The organism is Peribacillus sp. TH27, from assembly GCF_016650915.1.
Taxonomy (GTDB): domain Bacteria; phylum Bacillota; class Bacilli; order Bacillales; family DSM-1321; genus Peribacillus; species Peribacillus butanolivorans.
Window position 1 is genome coordinate 486349 of record NZ_JAEKEV010000002.1, and the last position, 22669, is coordinate 509017.

The 22669-nt window shown below is 38.0% G+C and carries 23 protein-coding genes and 1 riboswitch; of the genes, 1 reads left to right on the forward strand and 22 read right to left on the reverse strand.

The features are described 5' to 3' along the window. Nucleotides 1-171: 171 nt before the first annotated feature. From JFU24_RS03835 to JFU24_RS03930, 20 genes are all read right to left on the reverse strand, one after another. Nucleotides 172-321 (reverse strand): hypothetical protein, encoded by a 150-nt coding sequence (locus tag JFU24_RS03835; protein ID WP_201224707.1) that lies wholly within the window; start codon nt 319-321, stop codon nt 172-174. A gap of 739 nt (nt 322-1060) precedes the next feature. Next, complete coding sequence (locus JFU24_RS03840; RefSeq protein WP_201224708.1) at nt 1061-2080, reverse strand: thiazole biosynthesis adenylyltransferase ThiF; 1020 nt, start codon at nt 2078-2080, stop codon at nt 1061-1063. Beyond that, nucleotides 2077-2844, reverse strand: coding sequence for a thiazole synthase (locus JFU24_RS03845; protein WP_057214788.1), 768 nt, complete (start codon nt 2842-2844; stop codon nt 2077-2079). Before JFU24_RS03845 ends, JFU24_RS03840 begins: the two co-directional genes overlap by 4 nt. Nucleotide 2845: 1 nt before the next feature. Then, the gene (gene thiS, locus JFU24_RS30980; RefSeq protein WP_342214663.1) at nt 2846-2953 is read right to left on the reverse strand and encodes a sulfur carrier protein ThiS; all 108 of its coding nucleotides are present in this window, start codon (nt 2951-2953) and stop codon (nt 2846-2848) included. Between the two features lie 112 nt (nt 2954-3065). Beyond that, nucleotides 3066-4190, reverse strand: coding sequence for a glycine oxidase ThiO (gene thiO / locus JFU24_RS03855; RefSeq protein ID WP_201224709.1), 1125 nt, complete (start codon nt 4188-4190; stop codon nt 3066-3068). A gap of 1 nt (nt 4191) precedes the next feature. Next, a complete protein-coding gene (tenI, locus tag JFU24_RS03860; protein WP_201224710.1) occupies nt 4192-4803 on the reverse strand; it encodes a thiazole tautomerase TenI in 612 nt (203 codons plus the stop codon). 40 nt (nt 4804-4843) lie between these two features. Continuing rightward, nucleotides 4844-5620: an energy-coupling factor transporter transmembrane component T family protein gene (locus JFU24_RS03865; protein WP_309559055.1), complete on the reverse strand. Its 777-nt coding sequence runs from the start codon at nt 5618-5620 to the stop codon at nt 4844-4846. Nucleotides 5621-5636: 16 nt separating this feature from the next. Continuing rightward, nucleotides 5637-7106 carry an ABC transporter ATP-binding protein gene (locus tag JFU24_RS03870; protein ID WP_201249530.1) on the reverse strand — a complete coding sequence of 490 codons (1470 nt, stop codon included), beginning with the start codon at nt 7104-7106 and terminating at the stop codon, nt 5637-5639. A gap of 12 nt (nt 7107-7118) precedes the next feature. Next, complete coding sequence (locus JFU24_RS03875; RefSeq protein ID WP_201180790.1) at nt 7119-7703, reverse strand: ECF transporter S component; 585 nt, start codon at nt 7701-7703, stop codon at nt 7119-7121. 12 nt (nt 7704-7715) lie between these two features. Continuing rightward, entirely contained in the window at nt 7716-8399 is a 684-nt protein-coding gene (gene tenA, locus JFU24_RS03880; RefSeq protein ID WP_053345866.1) for a thiaminase II, read from the reverse strand. Between the two features lie 152 nt (nt 8400-8551). Continuing rightward, nucleotides 8552-8680, reverse strand: a riboswitch (TPP riboswitch). Nucleotides 8681-8894: 214 nt separating this feature from the next. Further along, on the reverse strand, nt 8895-10046 hold the full coding sequence (locus JFU24_RS03885; protein ID WP_201224712.1) for an acyl-CoA dehydrogenase family protein: 1152 nt from the start codon (nt 10044-10046) through the stop codon (nt 8895-8897). A 221-nt stretch (nt 10047-10267) separates the two neighbouring features. Then, nucleotides 10268-11014 carry an SDR family NAD(P)-dependent oxidoreductase gene (locus JFU24_RS03890; protein WP_201180794.1) on the reverse strand — a complete coding sequence of 249 codons (747 nt, stop codon included), beginning with the start codon at nt 11012-11014 and terminating at the stop codon, nt 10268-10270. 54 nt (nt 11015-11068) lie between these two features. Next, nucleotides 11069-12706 (reverse strand): AMP-binding protein, encoded by a 1638-nt coding sequence (locus tag JFU24_RS03895; protein ID WP_201249531.1) that lies wholly within the window; start codon nt 12704-12706, stop codon nt 11069-11071. A gap of 18 nt (nt 12707-12724) precedes the next feature. Beyond that, nucleotides 12725-13525, reverse strand: coding sequence for a 1,4-dihydroxy-2-naphthoyl-CoA synthase (menB, locus tag JFU24_RS03900; protein ID WP_053345862.1), 801 nt, complete (start codon nt 13523-13525; stop codon nt 12725-12727). A gap of 19 nt (nt 13526-13544) precedes the next feature. Further along, on the reverse strand, nt 13545-13946 hold the full coding sequence (locus JFU24_RS03905) for a MaoC/PaaZ C-terminal domain-containing protein (RefSeq protein WP_201224714.1): 402 nt from the start codon (nt 13944-13946) through the stop codon (nt 13545-13547). Between the two features lie 18 nt (nt 13947-13964). Next, nucleotides 13965-15119 (reverse strand): acyl-CoA dehydrogenase family protein, encoded by a 1155-nt coding sequence (locus tag JFU24_RS03910; RefSeq protein WP_200949460.1) that lies wholly within the window; start codon nt 15117-15119, stop codon nt 13965-13967. Between the two features lie 285 nt (nt 15120-15404). Beyond that, on the reverse strand, nt 15405-16730 hold the full coding sequence (locus tag JFU24_RS03915) for a sigma-54 interaction domain-containing protein (RefSeq protein ID WP_201224715.1): 1326 nt from the start codon (nt 16728-16730) through the stop codon (nt 15405-15407). A gap of 5 nt (nt 16731-16735) precedes the next feature. Beyond that, complete coding sequence (locus JFU24_RS03920; RefSeq protein WP_053345859.1) at nt 16736-17164, reverse strand: MaoC/PaaZ C-terminal domain-containing protein; 429 nt, start codon at nt 17162-17164, stop codon at nt 16736-16738. 214 nt (nt 17165-17378) lie between these two features. Continuing rightward, the gene (locus JFU24_RS03925; RefSeq protein ID WP_098174643.1) at nt 17379-18167 is read right to left on the reverse strand and encodes a DUF4240 domain-containing protein; all 789 of its coding nucleotides are present in this window, start codon (nt 18165-18167) and stop codon (nt 17379-17381) included. 128 nt (nt 18168-18295) lie between these two features. Next, the gene (locus tag JFU24_RS03930; protein WP_201183287.1) at nt 18296-19114 is read right to left on the reverse strand and encodes a YwqG family protein; all 819 of its coding nucleotides are present in this window, start codon (nt 19112-19114) and stop codon (nt 18296-18298) included. 190 nt (nt 19115-19304) lie between these two features. On the opposite strand from JFU24_RS03930, the gene JFU24_RS03935 reads away from it, so the two are divergent. Beyond that, nucleotides 19305-20111 (forward strand): protein kinase domain-containing protein, encoded by an 807-nt coding sequence (locus JFU24_RS03935; protein ID WP_342214664.1) that lies wholly within the window; start codon nt 19305-19307, stop codon nt 20109-20111. A 473-nt stretch (nt 20112-20584) separates the two neighbouring features. On the opposite strand, the gene JFU24_RS03940 is transcribed toward JFU24_RS03935, so the two are convergent. Both JFU24_RS03940 and JFU24_RS03945 read right to left on the reverse strand, forming a co-directional pair. Continuing rightward, nucleotides 20585-20857, reverse strand: a complete 273-nt coding sequence (locus JFU24_RS03940) for an HU family DNA-binding protein (RefSeq protein WP_061462953.1) — start codon at nt 20855-20857, stop codon at nt 20585-20587. A gap of 290 nt (nt 20858-21147) precedes the next feature. After that, nucleotides 21148-22668: a cobyric acid synthase gene (locus JFU24_RS03945; RefSeq protein WP_201183289.1), complete on the reverse strand. Its 1521-nt coding sequence runs from the start codon at nt 22666-22668 to the stop codon at nt 21148-21150. Nucleotide 22669 lies beyond the last annotated feature (1 nt).

Here is a 22669-nt window from a genome sequence, read left to right on the forward strand (position 1 = left end):
TCTTGGGGGATTTCGTTATCCATTTAGGACTTTTTCCAAATGTTTCACTGTTGGTGTCAACTGTCAAGTTAGCGAAGAAATATGCTTCACGAAGGCGACGTGATGGTGCACTGTCTTTTAAATAACCGGCACTCCCGTTATGCATCATACTTGATTGAACGGCTTTAATTGTTAAGTATTCCGCTTTAAGGCGGATATTAGCACTTGGGTAACCCCCAGACCGAGAGGAATTTGGTAAGCTATGAATGCCGGACGAATCTGCTCCACAAATGTATCAGCATCTTCAGATAACACCCAGAATACGATTATTTTCGTTGACACCTGCTATTAATCCGAACCAATGATTATACCAAGGTTTGAAACAGACGCCAGAACACCTTTAAGAATATAGCCGCCTTCTGTAGGTTCTGCGCTTAAGTTCAGCTTTTCAAGCCCTGCTTAATATTTCAACAAGATAGACTGTCCTGTTGCACCTAACAGTTCCCATTCTCAAAAGATGACACCAATTTACTTTTTATCACTTCATTATTAGTTACGGATATACGTAACTGCAGCAAGGTGGCACCAGATACAAAAAGCTGTAGTTATGCATACTTTAGCTGTTTCCTCTTCTACATGCATCTCATCTAATAAGATTTCCTTTTGCGTCTTATTAATAGAAGAAAGTAAACCAGCTTTCCCTAGCTTTTTTATATAAGAAAGGTACACGGCAAGTGTATAGAGGATTAGTCAGCAGTGATATGAGAGGTTTTAAATAAGTAGGACTAGCATAGGTTGAAAACTAGGAGAAAAAGGATATCTGCTAAATTCGTTTTGTTATGCAGAAACTCTTTTATTTCTTTGGTTCAATGAACCTGAAAAAGGCACACTGATGTCAGACAAAGACGTAGGCTTTTCACGCTTAACAAGGTTTCCATCCCCTACTTGACCACCTAAGCAATAATATCGGAGGTAAATATATGCTAGTTTTATGGGTGATTGATAGCTTGAAATAAACGGATAGCACATCTTTGCCTAACACTCTTTCAGTGTGAATTTTCATTTTACTGACTGCAATAATTTAGCCTAAATAGCGATGATACAACGATTTTGCTTCTGCGATTTCTTTTGTTCCATGAATCAGGGCCCGACCATCTTTAAAAACAACTAATCGATGAGGCCCGATTGTGAATGAAAGTAAATATGGATTTCGAACGATTTTACCACCTTGAGCAAGCAGATTTTTTTCAAGTTGCACTAAATCTCTTTCAAACTTCATTGCTGGGCGAATCTGGACAGACTCCCTCCCGCATAAAACCGCTGTTTTTGTTTTATTTAGATAAGAAAGGTGTGGGTAGGTTCGCTTTGACCCACATGACAAACAGCTGTCTTTTTTTAATTTCTTTACATTTATGGCTGTATGCTCATTTTTCCAAAGGTCAAATGAAACGATTTTATTTCTAAGGGAATCATAATCTTCCACAAGAATTTTTAATGCTTCAGTCAGTTGATAAGCAACAACCGTTTGAACGGCGGGACTAATAATTCCAGCCGTATCACAGGTTAATCCACCAATTGGAACCGTTTCCAGCAAACAATTCAAACATGGAGTTACTTCTGGGACAATTGTGTAACTTATTCCATAGCTCCCCACACACGCTCCGTAAATCCATGGAATTTTGAATTTTTGTGATATATCATTAATCAGCATCCTTGTATCAAAATTATCGGTGGCGTCCAATATTAAATCGACTCTGTCAACGAGTCGCTCCAGTTCCTCCACTGACACATCCAACACATGTGATTTTACAATTACATCTGAATTTAGCGCTTTCAATCGATTCTCCGCCGCCACTGCTTTTGGCATTCTTTTTTCAGCATCTTCCTCACAATAAAGTTGCTGTCTTTGAAGATTACTCCACTCCACATAATCTCTGTCAACAATGGTCAGTTTTCCAATTCCTGCTCGCACAAGTCCTTCAGCACTTCCCGTACCGAGAGCCCCTGCTCCAATCACCAAAACGTGTTTCTTAGAAATTTTCTGTTGCCCTTCGACTCCAATTGGTGAAAAGAGTTCTTGGCGTGAATAACGTTCATTCATCCAATGCTCATTCCTTCAACTGGACTGCTTGCTATAGCGTACTCATTTTTTTCAATTCTCCCTGCTTCATACCCTAAGCGCCCTGATTCAATAGCAAGCTTCATTGCTTTCGCCATTTTGATTGGATCTTTGGCACCCGATACAGCTGTATTAAGCAATACACCATCTGCCCCTAATTCCATGGCAATCGTTGCATCCGATGGTGTTCCAATTCCAGCATCAACAATTACCGGAACATTGGACTGTTCAATAATAAATCGTAAGTTTAGTCGGTTTATAATACCTTGGCCTGATCCAATTGGAGAAGCTCCAGGCATAATCGCATGACATCCTACTTCTTCTAAACGTTTAGCAAGTAACACATCATCAGAAGTATATGGTAACACTATAAAACCTAGCTTTACTAATTCCTCTGCTGCCTTTAGTGTTTCAATCGGATCAGGCAATAGTGTTTTTTGACAACCAATCACTTCTACCTTTATCATGTCACAAAGCCCAGACGCCTTGGCAAGCTGAGCTATTCGGACAGCTTCTTTGGCCGTTTTAGCTCCTGCTGTATTGGGAAGAAGTGTATATTTTTTCAAATCAAGCTTTTCTAAAAAATTTGGTTGGCTAGCTTCAAAAATATTCATTCTCCGAACTGCAAATGTTAATATTTCAGTCTCTGAAATCTCCACTGCTTGCTTCTGAACATCGAAACTTGAATATTTCCCAGTACCTAATAGTAATCTTGAAGAAAATTCATAAGAACCAATTTTTAACATATCATCCGCCTCCTACAAAATGTACAATCTCAACTTTGTCTCCATTTGACAAACGCGTTTCATTCTGATATTCTTTTTCTAAAATTTCATCATTTAATTCCACAATCACGACTTTCTGATGTAAGCTAAAAATGCTTGCAATAACTCCGCAACAGTTGACTCATTAGCAGGAATTTGTATTTTTTCTCCATTAATAATTAATTCCAATTCATTCACCTCTATTATGAAAAAATTGTATTTATCGAACGATCCACTCGAAAAGCAGACCATTCAGAATTTGCCTTTCTTTCAACTATATCTGCTATAAGTACACCCGTAATAGGAGATAGTAGAATTCCATTCCTAAAGTGACCCGTTGCAATAAAAAGTCCATTGTATGCTGGATGTTCTCCAAAGTAAGGTAGGCCATCTCCTGTTTGAGGACGTATTCCAGCCCATGCTTTTTCCCACTCCGTTTCTTTAAGTGCTGGAAGCAGATGTGTTGCCTTTTCTATTAATGTTGAAATTCCTTCGATACTTACCTTTTGGTCAAAAGTGTGAGCTTTAACCGTCGCACCAACAATGATTCTCCCGCCAACTTTAGGTACAAGATAGCACCCATGTGAAAAAATCGTTTTTTCAAGCAATGGACGATTAGTCAAAACTGAAAAGCACTCGCCTTTTACGGGATATGTATCAAGCTTTACCTCGGCCTTTTCTAGAAGAAAATTGCTCCATGCTCCACTTGCTACTATTACATTTTCACTAAAAAATTCTCCTATATTAGTGACCACACCTCTTACACACGCGTTTTCAATAATCAAATCAGAGACATGTACATATTCCTTTATATCAGCGCCTAGAGCAGCAGCAGATTTAGTAAAAGCGAGCGACAACCTAGAGGCCGAAACTTGTCCATCCTTTGGAATATACATACCACCTCTAATCTCATCAGAAAGAAGAGGCTCCTTTTTTCTTATTTCAGCAGTTGTAAACCATTCCGCCTCAAGCCCGGCTTTTTGCTGGATTTTGATCATGTTCTTCAAATCTGATTCTTGTTCACTAGTAAGTGCTACCTTAAACATTCCTTTGTTAACTAATTCAATATCAATCCCGCTTATGTCTTTTAATTCTTCCGACAGCTCGGGAAACATCCCCCTGCTTTGTCTTGCTAATGTAAAAAGCGGGTTATCAGATTCTAACTCGGATTGCGCTCCTAACATCCCGGCAGCTGCACTAGATGCTTTACTAGCAAGTCTATCTTTCTCTAATAAAAGGACTTTTTTACCTCGTTTAGCTAATTGATAAGCAATAGACCCTCCAATTACACCACCACCTACAATGATCGCATCATATATGGAATTCATCTTATATCTCCTTTCCTAAAGACCTTGCATACTCTTTTGCAGATTTTATTGGATTTTCCGCTTCTAGAACACCTGACATAACCGCGATCCCTTGTGCACCTGAATTTAGTACAAGTTGACTATTAGATGGTGTTATTCCACCTATTGCAATAATAGGTAGTTTGATATTCATCGTGATTTTTTGAAGCTCCTCTACTCCCTTAGGAGCGAGACCTCGTTTTGAGTTTGTTTCGAAAATATGGCCATAAATCGCGTAATTGGCTCCATTATGGAAAGCAGCCTTTGCTTCATCAAAGGAATGAATAGAGCTCCCAACCCTGATTTCTGGAAATGCTTGCTTTACGACTCTGACATCTAAACTATGAAAAGCCAATTGCACACCAAAAACCTTCATAGCCCAAGCTACATCCACTCGGTCATTAATAATGATTTTAGACAACGGAATCTTTTTTTCATGTAATAAGGTCACAGCTTTATAGAGTTGTGACGCACTCATCTGCTTTTCTCTAAGATAAAAGAAATCAACATAATCCTGAATGTTTGAAGCAATCTCAACAAACTTTTCAATTGGCTGTTTCCCAGTAGAAATAATATGCAATTCTTGTGCATTCATACTAAGAACTCCTTAACGATAATAATCAATTCTTCTTTAATCAAATTGATAAATACGGAAATTGGACAGATAGATAAAACCCTGCCAACAACAAGATGACAAAATACAGAATGAACCCATGGTCATTTTTAGAAAACCCAAATTCATAATAGTATGTTCGATTCCTGGTATCTGAAAATCGTTTGGCCTCCATCGCAACCGCAATCCGGTGAGCCCGTCTAATACTTCCGGATAACAACGGAATGGAGTAGGCTTTCATTTTAAAATATACGGATCTTATTCCTTTTTTCCTTTCGACGCCACGTACCCTCATCGCATTCCGTATCGTTTGAAATTCCTCCAACATGATAGGAATAAGCCTTAACGCCGCCATGAAACTATAAGCATATTTAGGTTTAAGCTTAACTTGCTGCATTAAGGAATAAAACAGGTTGACAGGTCTCGTCGTTAACGAAAAAGTTAATCCAAGTACCGCAAAAAGCAAGGCTCGAAAGCCAACCAATAATCCCCTCATGAAACTCTCTTCCGTAATCGAAATGAGTCCCCACTTAAACCAAAGTGTTTCCCCTTGTCCGAATAATATCATTGCAGAAGAAGTAGATAAAAAAATGAAACAAAAAGGAATTGATAGGAGTAAAATACGTTTTATCGGATGACCGGAAAAACACAAAAATAAGAGTAAAACACCCATGGTAACGTTAATCATATAATTTAGGTCTTTAATAAATAACGCCACCATACATAACACAATTAATACAAAAAGCTTAAGGCTTGGATTAATCTTATGGAGCCATGTTTCTGCACTCGAAACATTCACTTACATGACACCCCTTCTATAGTGATAAAACTTCGGTCTCTATAAACGCTAGTTGCTTGCTAATCTTTTCATCACTAATTACTTTCCCATCCTTAACCGTCCAGATCCTAGTTGCAAAGTTTTTTGAAATATGATCATCATGGGTTACCATAATCACTGTAATACCCCGCTTTCGATATTCCTCGAACCATTCCAGTAAGGCAAAGGTATTTTTCGAATCTTGGCCAAAGGTAGGCTCATCTAAAAGAATGATCTTTTTTTCTTTCACTATTGAAGCCGCTACACTTAATCGCCGCTTTTGACCCATCGATAATTGAAAAGGATGTTTATCGCGATGGGCCGTAAGGTGGAACACTTCAAGCAGTGCATGAACTCTCTCTTCTATTTCTTTTGGAGGCTTTTTGTCAATTCGTAATGAATAAGCGATTTCTTCATATACAGAATTCGCAACGAATTGAAACTCAGGATTTTGAAAGACAAACGTCATGTAATCTGTTAGATTTTTCACCTTTTTAATCGAGGTTCCCATCAAATCATAATAACCATTCGTTTTAATGAACTGCATCAGTGCATGCAAAAGCGTACTCTTGCCCGCTCCATTTTCTCCGCTGATGACAATCCATTCCCCTGAGTGGATCTGCAGCTCTTCAACCATAATTTTTTCTTCCTTTTTTCGGAAACCTCTAAAACCTTGCATTTGCATAATGGTACCGCCATCATTAACTTCCGTTTGTTCACGAATGGGTGCATGGTCATGAATATACTCATCCCAAACACCAGGGAACCAGATTCCATGTTCTTTCATTTTGTTTTTGTATAATGAAAGAATGTTGTCTTTGGGACCATCAGCAATGATTTGACCGTTATCGTTAAAAAGCACTATTCGTTCGATAAATTCTAAAACATGGTCAATTTTATGTTCAACGATAATAACGGTCTTGTCTTTGCCAATTTCCTTTAAAACACCCCAAATTTCTTTTGTTCCAACCGGATCAAGCATAGCGGTTGGTTCATCTAAAAATATCACTTCAGGTTCAAGTGCCAATACTGACGCAATCGCTAAACGCTGTTTCATCCCGCCTGATAATGTATCAATACTTGTATGGATATCATCTAAGTGTAATCCTACCTGCCGGATATGATTGTGAATCCTTTCATTCATTTGCTGCTTAGGAACGGAAAGGTTTTCAAGGACGAAGGCAATTTCTTCATCTGCAAATGGCATACAAAACTGACTATCTGGGTCTTGAAAAACATATCCCCATGAAGAAGGGCTCTCCAGTTCTTTCGCTTTCATCGGGACTTCAATGGAATGTGGGATCAGCCCACTTAACACTTGCAAAAGTGTAGACTTTCCACATCCGGACGGTCCCAACAATAGAACTTTTTCACCTTTATCAAACGAGACGGATAAGTCCTTGAATATCAAGGACTCATCACCGGGAAACTTCAATCTTAACTTTTCAACAAGAGCTATTCGTTCCATACTTATCAACCTCTACTTTTGATCCAGTGCAGCATAATCCTTACTTGATACTGGACGAACTAGATTAGTTACTCCTGTTGCTTCTAATACTTTTACTAGATAGTAAGCAAATACACCAGCAAAGAAAATTGACCCGATAAATCTTGCAATCATAAATAATAGTAAATTCCAAAGAGAGAGGGCACCAATTTCTCCGTATGCAAAATCCATGAGGACCGATCCTACACATGAAGCTATCGCCGCTAATACAGCAACCGACATATTAAACTTTTTATACCTGAACGCCATAAACACCAGTTCCGCGAATACTCCTTGTACAACTCCATATAAGAGTACGGTTAATCCCCACGGTGAACCTAAAAAGAATTCACCGGACGCTGCCGCGATTTCTGCCAACAGAGCCACACCCGGTTTCCTCATAACTAAAAAAGCAACGGGCCCTGCTATAAACCACATTCCATAAATTAATTGATCTACATGTAACCCTAATGGTTTAACGGAATAATATATCGATCCCCAAAGGATATAAACTATTCCAAATGCGACGGCAATCACGATTGTGACTAAAATATCCGTTAATTTCAACCCTTTTCTCATTGTCAATCTCCTTTATACTTCTAATGTTTCCTTATGCACTGGCCAAGTTTCTAAGCGATAAGCCATTTCCCAAAATGAGTATTCATATTGACTGCTAAGGATAAAATGCTCTTTCATTCTTTCTTTGTCTTCTTCCGTTACTTTTTCAGCGATCTCATCAAGTCTCGCGATTTGTTCTTCTACCAACGTACGGAACCATTCTCCTCCGTATGCCGCAATCCACTCTTGATAAATTGGCTCATCAGGTATACACCCTTGCAGTTTTTCACCTATTTCATAGTACAGCCAGTAACACGGTAAGATGGCCGCAATCACATCCCCTAAATGGCCAGAATACGCGGCACGATACATATGGGATGTGTAGGCATAGGCAGTAGGAGCAGGCTTAAAGTTTTTCCTTTCTTCTTCTGTAATACCTAATCTCTCAGAAAAATTTTCATGAAGCTTTAATTCAGCTTCATATGTTCCTTGTGCATGGCTTGCTAGTCGACTAGTTGTATGTAAATCTGTTGCTTTGACTGCACCTAAAGCTTGAACTCTAGCAAAGTGAGATAAATAATATGCATCTTGCATGACATAAAAACGAAAACACTCTACTGGCAATGTGCCATCTCCAATTCCTCTAACAAACGGGTGATTGAAGCTTGCTTCCCAAATATGATCTACTTCTTTACGAATGACCTCTGAAAATTTCATTTTCTATACCTCCAAATTTGTATTTTATTAAGCAATGAAACTGGATAAATAATGATTGGTAACCTATAATCACCTCTTTTGAGCAAATAAAAAACCACTTCCTTTACCGACGTAAAGAAAGTGGTTGTACTTGAAATAATACATAAACGTATTGTTTCATGACCCCACTTCCCTACGCTGGTGTAAACCAGATCAGGTTCTAAGGGTCTTAAAGTTATACTTTAATCTCAGCTTCTGCGGTAAAATTGACTTTTACCTGTAAAGCACCCCTAGTGGTACAAATTGTATATTTAGTTCATTTGCCTTTATATTAACACGTTCAATCTAATTGTCAAACTTATTAAATAAAGTTTTTTTAGTAATGTATAAAATCCAACGATATGTTAAATAAAAAATCGCCTAACATACTCTTTGGAAATCGAACTTAATCACATAAAAAATATTCTCTATTAACCTTAAGCAAAGTTTATTTTACTATTAATCCTGCTTTCCTAATTATCGTTGGTACTGTTTATGAAGCTGAGCCGCTATGATATTCTTTTGGATTTCGGATGTACCTTCATAAATTCTCGTAATACGTGCATCACGATAAAAACGTTCAATGGGATATTCAGAAATGTAACCAATCCCTCCATGAATTTGGAGAGCCTTATCAGCTACACGATTATACGTTTCTGAACCAAGTAACTTGACCATAGCCGCATTTTTAATGACGTTCTTTTTTTGATCAACCATCCACGCAACGCGATAGGTCATGGATCGAAGGGCTTCTGTATCTAATGCCATATCTGCCAAGTAATGTTGAATAATTTGTTGTTCGAAGATTGGTTTGTCGAACTGAATTCTCATATGAGCAAAATCAATCGACATCTCAAGTAATTTTTCACACGACCCTAGGTTTCGTGCTGCCATTCCTGCACGTCCATTCGCCAAGATTTTCAGGGCATTCATATACCCTTGCCCCTCTTCACCCAATACATTCTCAACTGGAACTTCACAATCCTCAAAGAAAATTTCAGAAGAATGTGAACCATGAAGGCCCATTTTCCGTTCGATTTTTCCTAGTTGAAATCCTGGGGAGTCTTTTTCGACGATAAAAGATGTGATTCCTTTTGCACCCTTAGAAGGATCTGTAACAGCCATTACTGTAAACACATCTGCGATTGGAGCATTAGTAATGTAATGTTTGCTTCCATTCAGGATATACTTTTCACCCTTTTTAACCGCTGTTGTTTTCAGATTTGAGGCATGTGAACCTGCGCTTGGTTCAGTTAAAGCAAAAGCGCCAATTCTGTCACCTGATGCCATGTCAGGTAAATATCTGCGTTTTTGTTCTTCATTTCCCATCTCTACAATTCCAACGCCGCCAATTCCCGTATGTCCGCCTATTACTGTTGTATAACCGTTATGTGTTCTTCCCAACTCCTCTAGAATGGCGCATTTCCCTACCATATCAATGCCTAACCCACCATATTCTACAGGAATGCTAAGGCCAAACAGTCCCATTTCTTTCGATTTCCCCATAATGATTTCTGGGATTTCATTGCTTTCTTCAATTAACATGGCATGTGGTTCTACTTCGTTATCAATAAATTCTCGGATTCCTTGTTTTAAAATTTTGATATCGTCTGAAAATTCAAAATTCACGGTATTTTCTCCCCCTTCTATTGGTATTAGGTTTAATTCCTTAACCCGATTTCTTTTACATATAGGAGGATACTATTCTCCTAAGCTTCGAAATAATACAAATGGCTATCAAATCAAACAAAATCAACCTATTTGACCCACTGGGTGATTAAAAATCCTAAGAAATATTTTCAGGCTATAGTTTTACTTTTTGTGATTACCATTTAATCAGTTTCATAAAGTCAAACCATGGTTAAGCCGCCATTGACGGAAAGAGTTTGCCCAGTTACATATCCTGCTTCTTCCGAAACAAAATAGGCCACAGCACCGGCAATATCTTCTGGTTGAGCTAAACGACGGAACGGAATCGCTTTCTCCAAAGCTCCAGCTATTCCTTCATTGTAAGAACCAATTTCTTGAAATAAAGGCGTGTCGGCTGGACCTGGCGCAATACAATTGATGTTAAGCTTATGACGTGCCATTTCTCTTGCTATTGTTTTCGTGAACGCAATGACCCCACCCTTAGCAGCCGAATAGACGGCCTCACCGCTAGATCCAATTCTTGCTGCATCCGACGCAATATTGACTACCTTTCCGTAACCGTTTTCAATCATAAGCGGTAAAATTTCCTTACAAGTATGAACTTGACCCAGTAAATTAATATCGATAATCCTTTTCCAAGTGCTTGGATCACTTTTTAGGAAAGGTTCTACTTTGTCCCATCCTGCATTATTAACCAATACATCAATCTTTTGATAAAGGCTCACTGATTCTTCAACTGCTTTTTTCACACTCTCTAAACTCGTTACATCACAATAGACGGCCTTAGCTTCATAACCCGCTTGCTCAATTAAAGAAACAGTTTCTTCTGCGTTTTTACTATTGATATCGGCCACAACAATGTTCATATTTCGAGAGGCTAATGTTTTAGCAATCTCTCTACCAATTCCGCTTCCTGCTCCAGTGATAAATGCTACTCGGTTATTCATCATAAATCCCTCCATTTTTATCATGAAATTGCTATGTGGTTACATTAACTGGTCCTATATTTTGTCTTGTATCTTTTCGTTTATCATTTCCCGAAGATGGAACTTCTGGATTTTCCCGCTAGGAGTACGCGGAAAATCATCCATGATTTCAAGTTGTTCTGGCCAATATTGTTTGGCCAAACCTTTTTCATATAGAAATTTCTTTAATGATTCCATTGTAATCGGGCTCTTCCCTGGTCTTACGCTGATACATGCACATGCTTTTTCCTGAAGCCTAACATCTGGTACAGCAATGACCTGCACGCTTGAAATATCCGGGTGTTCATATAATACGTTTTCTACGTAAGCGACTGGTATATTTTCACCTCCACGAATGATAATGTCTTTGTTTCTTCCAGAAATCCTGATATATCCTTCTTCATCCATAATTGCTCGATCACCGGTAATGAACCATCCGTCCTTATGTTCTGCAATGGTGTCATCAATCCTCTTCAAATACCCGACAAATAGGGCAGGACCCCTAGCAAGTAAATCACCTTCTTCATTTGGAGCGCAGATCTTTCCTTCAAAATTCACTACTTTCAACTCCATTTCCGGAAATGGAACCCCATCGGTATTTGTCAGTTTTTCTGCTGAATCTTCAAGTCTCGTCAAGGTCACTAGGCCATCTTCTGTTTGTCCCCATCCTGACAATATTTTGAACCGTACTTTTTCTGCCGCGTCTTTCACCAACTGCCTTGGAATCGGGGCGCCTAAAGCTACAAAGACTTGGAATGAGTTAAGATTGTACGTTTCTATTCCCTCCATTTGAATCATATCTTGCAGAAAGGGAGTCGCACCCGCTGTAAACGTTATCTTCTCCTTCTCAATCCATTCAATAAATTCATTCGGATTCCAAATGTCTTGATAAACACCTGTACCCCCAAAATGAGTTGGTAGCCTCACCCCATAACCAAATCCAGTTTGATGAGCAAATGTTGACGCCATGAATAGGACGTCATCGGATGTTAAATGTAAATGGTCAATCCAGTAATTCGTTGATACACAAAGAGTATTATGTGTATGCATGACTCCCTTTGGACTCCCCGTCGTTCCCGATGTAAAGATAATTTCGGTAACATCATTTGGGTCATGTATGATTTCATCCAAAATGGATGCATCCATCCGCTCTTCCCAAGGTTCCTCAAGCAAAGAAGAGAAAGATTTCATCCCATTCGGCACTTCGTCCCCTATCACATAAATATGTTCTAATGAAGGCCATTTATGGCTTAGCCTCTCAATCATGGCAGGATAATAAAAACCTCGGAAACTATCTGGAACAACGATCATTTTAGACTCTGCCATTTCGACCATATAGCCAATTTCCCGATCACGATAAATCGGAATTAAGGGATTGCTTATGGCGCCTATCCTTGTAACCGCATAATGAAGGATAATGAACTCATTCCAATTAGGCAGTTGAAAAGAGATAACATCTCCTTTTCCCAATCCTATATTCAAAAGGCCTAAAGCGATTCGATCAACCAACTTACCGAGTTCCTTGTAAGTAAAACGGCTTTTTTTATCAATAATCGCTATTTTATCTGGATCATTCTCTATCGCATCATTTAAATAATCTAAAATCGTTCGATTTGGCCAAATACATTGATATTTTTCCACATATTCTTGACTCAAAATCGTATCCAATTTCACTAGTTTCCATCCCCCTCATTACCTTCTGAACTTTTTAAAATCTACTGGCCGCTTTTCTAGGAAAGCATTCTTTCCTTCTTCCGATTCTTGCGTGTTGTAAAACATCGCTAGACTGCCCATCGATAGCTGAGAAATCCCTTGGATGTTTGCACTATCAGCATTAAAGGAGTATTTAAGCATTTTAAGCGCTGTCGGGCTCTTCTCGAGAATCTTTTCCGCCCATTCTTCTGCTGCTTGTTGCAGTTGTTCTGCGGGAACGATTTTGTTCACAAGTCCCATTTCTTTTGCTTCTTGTGCAGTGTATTGTTCACACAAATACCAGATTTCCCTTGCTTTCTTTTCACCGACAATTCGGGCTAGATAAGCAGAACCAAATCCGGCATCATAACTTCCTACCTTAGGCCCACTCTGGCCGAATTTTGCCGTTTCAGATGCAATCGTTAAATCACAAACGACATGAAGGACATGCCCACCTCCAATAGCAAATCCATTAACCGCTGCAATAACAGGCTTTGGGATATTGCGGATTGTTTGGTGTAGATTTTCAATTTCCAACCCCATCCCTCCCCCTAAACCTCCAGAATAATCATATCCACCTTCTTCTCCTTTTTCTTTTTGATCTCCACCGACACAAAATGCCTTCTCTCCAGCTCCTGTCAAGATTACCGCGCCAATACGGTTATCGTCCCAAGCATCACGGAAGGTCCAAATTAATTCTTGAACTGTTCTTGCACGAAAAGCATTGTAGACTTTAGGCCGATTCATTGTAATCTTTGCAATCCCATTGGTTTTTTCATATAAAACATCTGTTAATTCCATCGTATTAATCCCTCCATTGTCATAATAGTTTCAGAATAATTTTCCCTTGAATCACGTCAATACGAAGTTCATTCCTACATCGAACTTTTATTGTGATCCAATTTCGCTGTACATTCACATCAATAATCTCTATCTCTGCTGTAATCGTGTTGTCGATTTGAACTGGATGTATGAACACTAATTCCTTTTGTATAATGACACATGATCCACCTGGCAACTCTTTACTGATTGCCTCTGTTAGGAGACCTTCGCTTAAAATTCCTGGGACCAGTGAGCGACCTAAATCTTTACTGAAAAATTCCGGGTCATAGACATCATTGAAATCCTGCGTTAACAAACTCCAGCGCTTCACATCATCCTCTGTAAAGGTTCTTTGCACTCTTGCAATTTGACCGATAAAATAGCAATTTACCTTTTCCATACACTACAATCCTCTAGTTTAATATGATCGGAATTCTTTTCCAATAATGTCTTTTGCAATGACCATCATATTGGCTTGAGCAGTTCCATCACCAATTTCTAAACCAATGACGTCACGTAAACGTTGCTCTAGCGGCATTTCCTTCGTATAAGCATAGTGGCCGTTCAACAGTAAACATTCATGAATGGCATCTACACTATATTTTGGACCTAACCATTTTACTGAAGCTGATTCTTTACTATGGTTCAACCCTTGATCACGAAGCCAAAGTCCTCGATAGGCTTGCCACTTCACAAGCTCTAACTGAGTATAGTGAGTCACTATTGGGAATGAAACTCCTTGATACGTTGCCAACGGCTTGTTAAAAGAATGTCTAACTTTCACATGTTCGATGGTCTCATCAATACTTTGTGAGGCAGCCCCAACACATTGCAATCCAATTAAGAGCCGGCTTAGATCAAACCCATTCATCACCTGGGAAAAGCCTTTATTCTGAAGACCGATCATATACTCTTCTGGAACTTCTACATCGTTTAAATAGATAGAACCTCTGCTAATTGGAATATTACCCATGTCTTTGTAACCTTTGCATTCAACTCCTGGAAGATTGGCAGGAACTATAAAAGCGCTAATTCCCCGATTTCCTAATTCAGGTTCTGTTTTTGCAAATATAACAAAGGCATCTCCACATGTAGCTACGCTAATTCCTGACTTTTCTCCATTAAGAACATATACATTCCCTTTATGTACTGCTGTTGTTTTAATCCCGCCTGCATCCGTCCCTGCCGATGGTTCTGTAATAGCGATGCCGACAATTTTTTCCCCGCTCGCAATTTTGGGAAGCCATTCTTTTTTCAATTCCTCTCTAGCGTGATTATTGATAATTTCACCTATTAACGCATTCAACATCACAGCATAGGTTAGATTGAAATCACCTCGTCCTATCTCCTCCGCAGCAATCCCCGTTGTCACACAGTCGGCACCGCTACCGCCATACTCAACTGGAATCCGCAGGCCATTTACGCCTAACTCCCCAAGCTTTTTCCACAAGTGTCTTGGAGTAATCTCTTCTCGATCCCACTTTGTATAGTGAGGAAGCAGTTCCTCCTTCGCAAATTCTTTCAACATTTTACGAAAATAATCTTGTTCTTCTGTAAAGGAAAAATTCAACATATTATTACCTCCTTTGTTATGTTTAACGAAGTTACAAAACAATCTATTCACGGGCTATCTTATGATCTAAGTTAAGTAACTTCATCCTTTGTCAATCTATTATTGCAAGTTGTGTGCCAACTTATTTTTGCTGCATATCAGGCTTCATTTAATATCGTTTTCGCATTTTTAATTTTTTTCGCAATCTTGCAAATCAAATATGCGAAATCAAAAAAAGAACACACTTCTAAAGTGTGTTCAAAGGCTAACTTGATTTATATTTCACTTATCAACTTTATAGTAACGTTATTTCAGCTTGTACTTCGCAATTTTTCTATATAAGCTCGCAATATGAATTTTCAGCTTTTGAGCGGCTAAAGAACGATCTCCATCCGACTCTGTTAACGCACGCTGAATAGCAGATATCTCAGCTTTCCCGACCACCTCATCCAAGCTACTTGAGTAAGAAATTCCCAGTTCCTCTACCTCATCATGCAAAGTTAAATTAGGTGTAAAATATAAAGAGTCCAATGTTAAAGTCCGTCCCTCTACGATATTCATACCTCGTTCGATAATTGCTTTAAATTCACGAACGTTTCCGGGCCAGCTATAATTTGAAAGCCATTCTTGGAGTTTAGGCTCAATTTCTCTAACGTTACACCCTAATTTGTTATTAAAATAATCGATAAAATAATAAGCTAACGGAAGAATATCTTCCGGCCGTTCCCTTAATGAAGGAATTTTCAATTCAAAAACATAAAGACGGTAATATAAATCTTGCCGGAATTTTCCTTCTTGAATAAGGGTTTTTAGATCTCTGTTCGTCGCCGCAATAATACGGATATCGACATTCTTACTCCCTGTTCCACCGAGTCTTTCTACTTCCCTTTCCTGTAAGACACGTAAGAGCTTGCCCTGAGCCTGATAAGGCAGTTCAGAAATCTCGTCTAAAAAAAGGGTACCATTTTGAGCTAATTCTATTTTCCCAGGTTTACCTTCTTTTTTCGCACCGCTAAATGCCCCAGCTTCATAACCAAAGATCTCCGATTCAAATAATTCATCTGGTATTGCAGCACAATTGACCGGAACAAACGGGTGTGATTTTCTTGTACTCAAACCATGAATCGCTTGAGCAAACAGTTCCTTACCTGTTCCAGTTTCTCCGGTAAGCAGCACTGTTGAACTACTGGTAGCAATTCTAGCTGCCAGCTCTTTTATCCGTTCAATCGCTTGGCTTTTTCCAACAATCTCTTCAAAGCCATATCGACTTTGACTTCCAGTTTTTTTCTTAGCTTTATGCCTATCCAAGGAATTGGCATAATATACTAAATCAGCGTATTCAAGCTCTTCTTGTCGGATGATTACATTATAAATGGTAATGCTTTTTTTTCGAATAGTTCTAATAAAACAAGAGTGTCCTGAGATCACACCGGGAAACACATGTTTTTTATCAGGATTTTTTAAAGAATTATTCGTAGAAGTGTGAATGACCTTCGCAATGGACTCCCCTATCAAATCAGTCGGTATTATAGTGAAATGCTCATAAAAATCAGCACTGGCGCCTATAACTTTTCCGTTTTCATCGACTTCAATTGATCCCCAATTTCTTTTAACGTTTTTGACGTTTTCCATTCACATCACCTAACATCTTGATTAGTTAAAACTAATATCACAACTTGTCCTTTAATAACTTCAATTCCTGCTTGATTATAGCAAGTCACCTTTTGTGTCACCCAATCTCTATTTAAATTAATGTCAATAACCTCCAGCTCAGCCGAAATCATATCTCCTATATGTACAGGATGGTAAAACACTAATTCCTTTTGTAGTAAAATACAGGCACTGCCAGGGAGTTTTTCACTTATTACTTGAGTAATAAGCCCTTCTGTTAACAAACCAGGAACAATCGGCTTGCTGTAATTGCTTCTCCACTCCTCTTTATTCACTTGATAAATCGGGCTATAATCTTTTGTTAATTCACTGCATAACCTTACATCTGATTCATTAAAAGTACGCTGAAGACTAGCAATCTGTCCGATAAACAAATCTGTGATTGTTAAGCTCATAACTTCCCTTCTCTCTATTTTGAATATTCTAACTATTTTGCATATAATACTAACTATACATAATATTCAATGCAAATGAAAGGTGTAGCGTGGACAATTACAACACATCAAATATGGAAAGTAACCTTTTAAAAAATAAGAGTGCTCATAAGAAAAGCAGCATCACTTGTTTTTGTGATGCCACCTAATACTCCTTCAAAAGAATGATTTTTGCTCAATCTAACGGATTTTCTCCAAATGCTTCCCATAGCAAAGGAAACTTTTGACGTAACCCCTCTTCATCATCCTCATTCCAATCAAATTCTATTTCTGGTTCGGTATAATCATCTTTCGCCAATTGATGGTATAATTTATCATACCTATCATCATCCAGCCCCGTTTTCTCTTCGTAGGCCATACATGCTGCAGAAAGCAATTCTTCCAGCTGGGGTATTTCTTCTTGCTCTTTCAATAATATAAAATAGGGAAGCAGTGTTTCAGGATTTTGTATAGCCGCTTCATAAGGGTCTTTTCCAAGATATAAAACCCATGCTCTGAAATAGTCAAAGCAATCATCTGAACACCCACCCATGACAATATAGGCAGCTGCCCATAAATTGGATGTGTGCAACTTGTAATAGTATTGTTTAAAAATCGATTCAAACATAATTATATCTTTCACAGGTTTTCTTGACAATTGAGCGACTAACCACTCGACCTGTTCATCAGCATCGTTTCCCTTTTCCTTGCATCTATCCAGTAATCCCCAAAACAAATCTTCTGTCATCGAACTATCTTTTACAACCTGATCTGACAATTGGGTCACCACATACCCTTTTTTAATTTTGGATTGAATCAGTTTCTCTCCTTCGTTTTTACAGATTTCTTCTGATTCAAACTCCTTTGATTTCACCGAACCTATAGTACCTACTTTCCCATATGTCACGGTAAATGTGTTTCCTGCAATATGAATTTTCCAGAACTTATGTGATGTGGCGTCTTTAAAAATGAGTAGTGTTTCCACTAATAAACAGCTCCTAGATTAATATCTTATATCTCAATCTATTAAATTTTTGATAGCAGAGTAACGATTTATCTATATGTACACCTGAGATCTAATAAATATTCTACTCGTTACACTTAATACCAGTATTAATGACAATCCCAATTGTATAAAACGTTAGAGAAATCAAGTTTCTTTAAATCCTCTACCTTGATGAAGAAGTTAGCTACGCCGCAATCTCCCCACATAATCTCATTATCATCGTCTGTATCAATTTGTAGTAATAAGACGTTATAATGCTTATAAGATCTATCTTCCCTTGGATCAGATTGCGTAAAAAAAGCATATCCACCAATCTTATGACCCTCATTAGATAGGTTTTCTTCATACAATTCCAAGAGAGTAATTTCATCTCCATTTTCATCTTCTCCTATTATTTCCTCAAAATCTAATTCACCATAGAATTCATCAAAAGCTCGATCAGAGGTAGAAACGGCTTCAAAATTTACCGAGAAAGATAGACTAACCTCATCTCCAATTGGAAAATGCTCATCTTCAAAAGTGGCCATATATGAGAAATCAGTTGTCACCTCGCCTTCCTTCAAGATATCTTCATGATAGATGACCCGGAAATTCTTTTGGTTGGTTTGATTATTAAAATCAAGCCCCATAACATCATCGTCACCAGAAAGGAAAATTTGCAACATACCTTTTTGTGGCATATCATTTAGTACACGTGGTAAATCTTCAAAATTGATTTGCGCTAATAGTTTCATATAGTTCCCTTTTCCATCGATTGGGTGTTCAAAATTTTTAGGTAAATAAGGATAGCCTGCAAACTTGCTTGCAAACAAAGTCGGCTTGTTCGTTGATGTCGAGATTTTTATAGTCGGTTGCATAGTTGATTCAATGTCTTTCCTGAATTTCTCTAATTCTTTAGGTAAAGACAAATGTGGCCTCATAGTCATCAGATATCTCCTTTTTATAAGCTTTTTATTATTATACAAGGCATAAACAGCAAATACTATCAGAAAAGTAAATAATAACCATAATGCTTCTTTTTCCAAACTGTTTTGTTTTTTAAAGCATCAAGAAAATATAATGTTAATTTAAATCATAATTGTCCTATGTGTGTATGACTCCAATGTAAATGAAGAGGTGAGGAAAGTTTCAATTTGGCGTTCCATTCGAAAGTTCTTTCAGTTTTTTGTAGATAAACCTATTAAAAAAGGTGCAGTTTTGTATGATCGATACGAGGTCATAAGTGTTATAGGAACTGGAAGTTACGGCATTGTTTATCTCTGCAAAGATTTGAAAACAAATGTGAATAGAGTAGTCAAACAACTTCGTCCAAGTAAACGCCGTATCAAAAAAGAGATTAAGCTGTTTGAAAATGAAATCTCTATTCTGCGTTTGTTAAACCACAAAAGTATGCCTAAGTTATATGATGAATTTTCAAATAACGGATATTTTTATTATGTAATGAATTACATTGAAGGGGACAATTTGGAAGACCAAATTTTCTTAAATCATAAAACCTTTAAAGAGAAAGAGTCTCTACTTTTACTTGCTCACCTGCTAGAATTAGTAGCTTATCTTCACAAAAATGGTATGTACCATCAAGATTTACGAATTCCAAATATTTTACTAAAAGACAAAGAGCCTTTTTTAATCGACTTTGGTCTGTCGAAACAGATTGTCTCGGTTGACCCATTTTGTTCATCATCAAAAGAATTAGAAATGAAACAGCAGGACTATTATGATTTAGGAGACATACTTTTATATTTACTTTATACGACTTACTCTTCCAACAATAAAAAAGTTCTTCCTTGGACAGAAGAACTTTCTTTAGAAAAAGAAACCGTACATTTACTAAAAAGGTTATTAAGAATTCAAGAACCTTATTCAGATATCAGTGAACTTTCAGCAGATCTTCATGTCGCACTTATATCTAAAGAAAAATAAATTAATTCATGGAGGGGTATTAACTGCTACTCCTCCCTCCTTTTCGTTTATAGCGGTTACTACCACTCATTGGAGACCGTTTATACCCCTGCTCGCTACTGCTACTGTCAGCCTCGGCGATAATGGCTATGTCTTCGCTCGTCACTGCCTTCGGAAAGTCAGCTTAATTTTCTTCATTATTTTTTTAAACATATTTTTCACCTCTTTTCTTCTTTTCTAGCGCTTACTGTTTTATTGTTATAGCCTAACATATACTAGAGATAAACCTTACTAATAAGTACTTATTAAAAATCTTCGTTTGTTAAATCTGTTTAACTTCAATAGCTACCTTTTTCAGCGCAATATAACTAAATGTTAGTACGGCCTAAATTAAACGCAAATAAAAGAATAAACTTTTAAAATGAAACTTATTTAAATAAAAAAACTCTGGAGACTTTTCTCATCTCCAGAGTTTTTTTCACTACATGTTTATTTTATTTTACAGCTTCTTTTAATTCCTTACCTGCTTTAAAAGCGGGTACTTTGCTAGCTGCAATTTGTATTTCTTCACCTGTTTGTGGGTTTCTTCCTGTACGAGCTGCACGGTCGCGCACTTCAAATGTTCCAAATCCTACTAATTGGATTTTTTCCTCTTTAGCAAGCGTAGTTGTGATTGTTTCAAACAATGCATCCACTACTTTTTTAGCGTCGTCTTTTGTTAGTTCAGCTTGTGCTGCTACACTACTCACTAGTTCTGTTTTGTTCATATCAAACACCTCATCCTTTTAATTCTATAAATTATGTAGAGAAGCCAACATAACATATCTTGTATATGTCTGTCACTTAATATGACTAAATAAAAGAAAGTTTAACCCTGTAATTAATGGTGAATGTGATTTTCACGAAAGTAAATCATATAAAAACGAAAGAATATTAGTTCATTTGAATCCTTACGATATACAATAAAGCGCAATTCTTTCCATGATACATGGAAAGAATTGCGCTTTATTTTGGATAATAATTCACGATAGCTTGATGGATAAGGTGAGACTACTATTCAACTTTCCATGGTTTCAAACTGCAGCCATTCATAAATAGTATCCATATCTATATTTTCTTCCAAATGTGAAGCTAAGAGGTTATAAGCTTCTTCTCTTCGCTCTAAGTCACTTTGAACATTTTCCTTCACTTCATCTAATCCTTTTGACCTTCGAATTTGATTAACTAGCATTCTTGTAAACAAGCGATTATGGAAAATCCCATGAAGATAGGTTCCAATGACTTTGTTGTCTGCAGAAATAGCCCCATCCTCTCTTCCATCCTTCAATAAAAGAAATGGCCTTACTAGTGCAGAGTCCAATGATGTTCTCCCTAAATGGATCTCAAATCCGGTCAGATTCATTTCTCCTTCCATGATCCCTGAAGAAAGAACACCTTCCATTTGGACCGTTTTCTTTTCTGCATTAAAAACGGTTTGTACTGGAAGAAGAGAAAGTCCTATTGCATTTTCTCCGCAGCCCTCGACAGCATCAGGATCGAAAAGATTCGTACCAAGCATTTGAAATCCACCACATATCCCAAATATTAATGTCCCTTTTTCACGCAAATCTTGGATAGCCCTATCCAGTCCTGCTCTTCTCAGCCACTCTAGATCTTCCATCGTGTTTTTTGTACCTGGCAAGATAAGCAGGTCAGGATTCCCTAATTCGTGCACACTGCCTACAAGTCTGACGCCTACACCCGGTTCATCAAAGAAAGGATCCACATCTGTAAAATTGGAGATACGAGGCAATCTTAAAACGGCGACATCGATTGGAAATTCCGCCTTTTTAGGTTTTTTAAACCGCAAGGAAGATAGTGCTAATGAATCTTCCGCTTCAATATTCACGTCTATATAAGGAAGTACACCGAGGACTGGAATCCCTGTTTCTTTTTCCACCCATTCAATGCCGTCATCCAATAGCTCACGCATCCCACGAAATTTATTGATGATAATCCCCTTTACACATTCGCGTTCATCCTTATCCAATAAGGCAAGTGTTCCAATAATTGACGCAAAAACTCCACCGCGATCAATGTCAGCTACCAAAATGACCGAGGCATCTGCAAGTTTGGCCATACGCATATTTGCAATATCTCGGTCCTTCAGGTTGATTTCAGCTGGACTTCCTGCTCCTTCAAGAACGATAATGTCATATTCGTCCTGAAGTTTTTCCACCGATTTACGAACGATGGGCATGGCCTCTTGGACAAATTGATATCGATAGCTTTTTGCATCCATATCAAGAAAATGTTTTCCATGCACAATGACTTCTGAAACCATATCCTGCTTCGGTTTTAATAGAATCGGATTCATATCAGTGGTTGCTGTAATACGTGCAGCCTCGGCTTGTACTCCTTGAGCACGGCCGATTTCACCGCCATCCAACGTTACATACGAATTTAAAGCCATATTTTGCGATTTGAATGGTACGACTCGTAATCCTTTATTGGAAAAAACCCGGCACAGTGCCGTACAAATCAAACTTTTCCCTACATCAGAGGACGTCCCTTGTATCATAATGGATCTTGCCTTCATT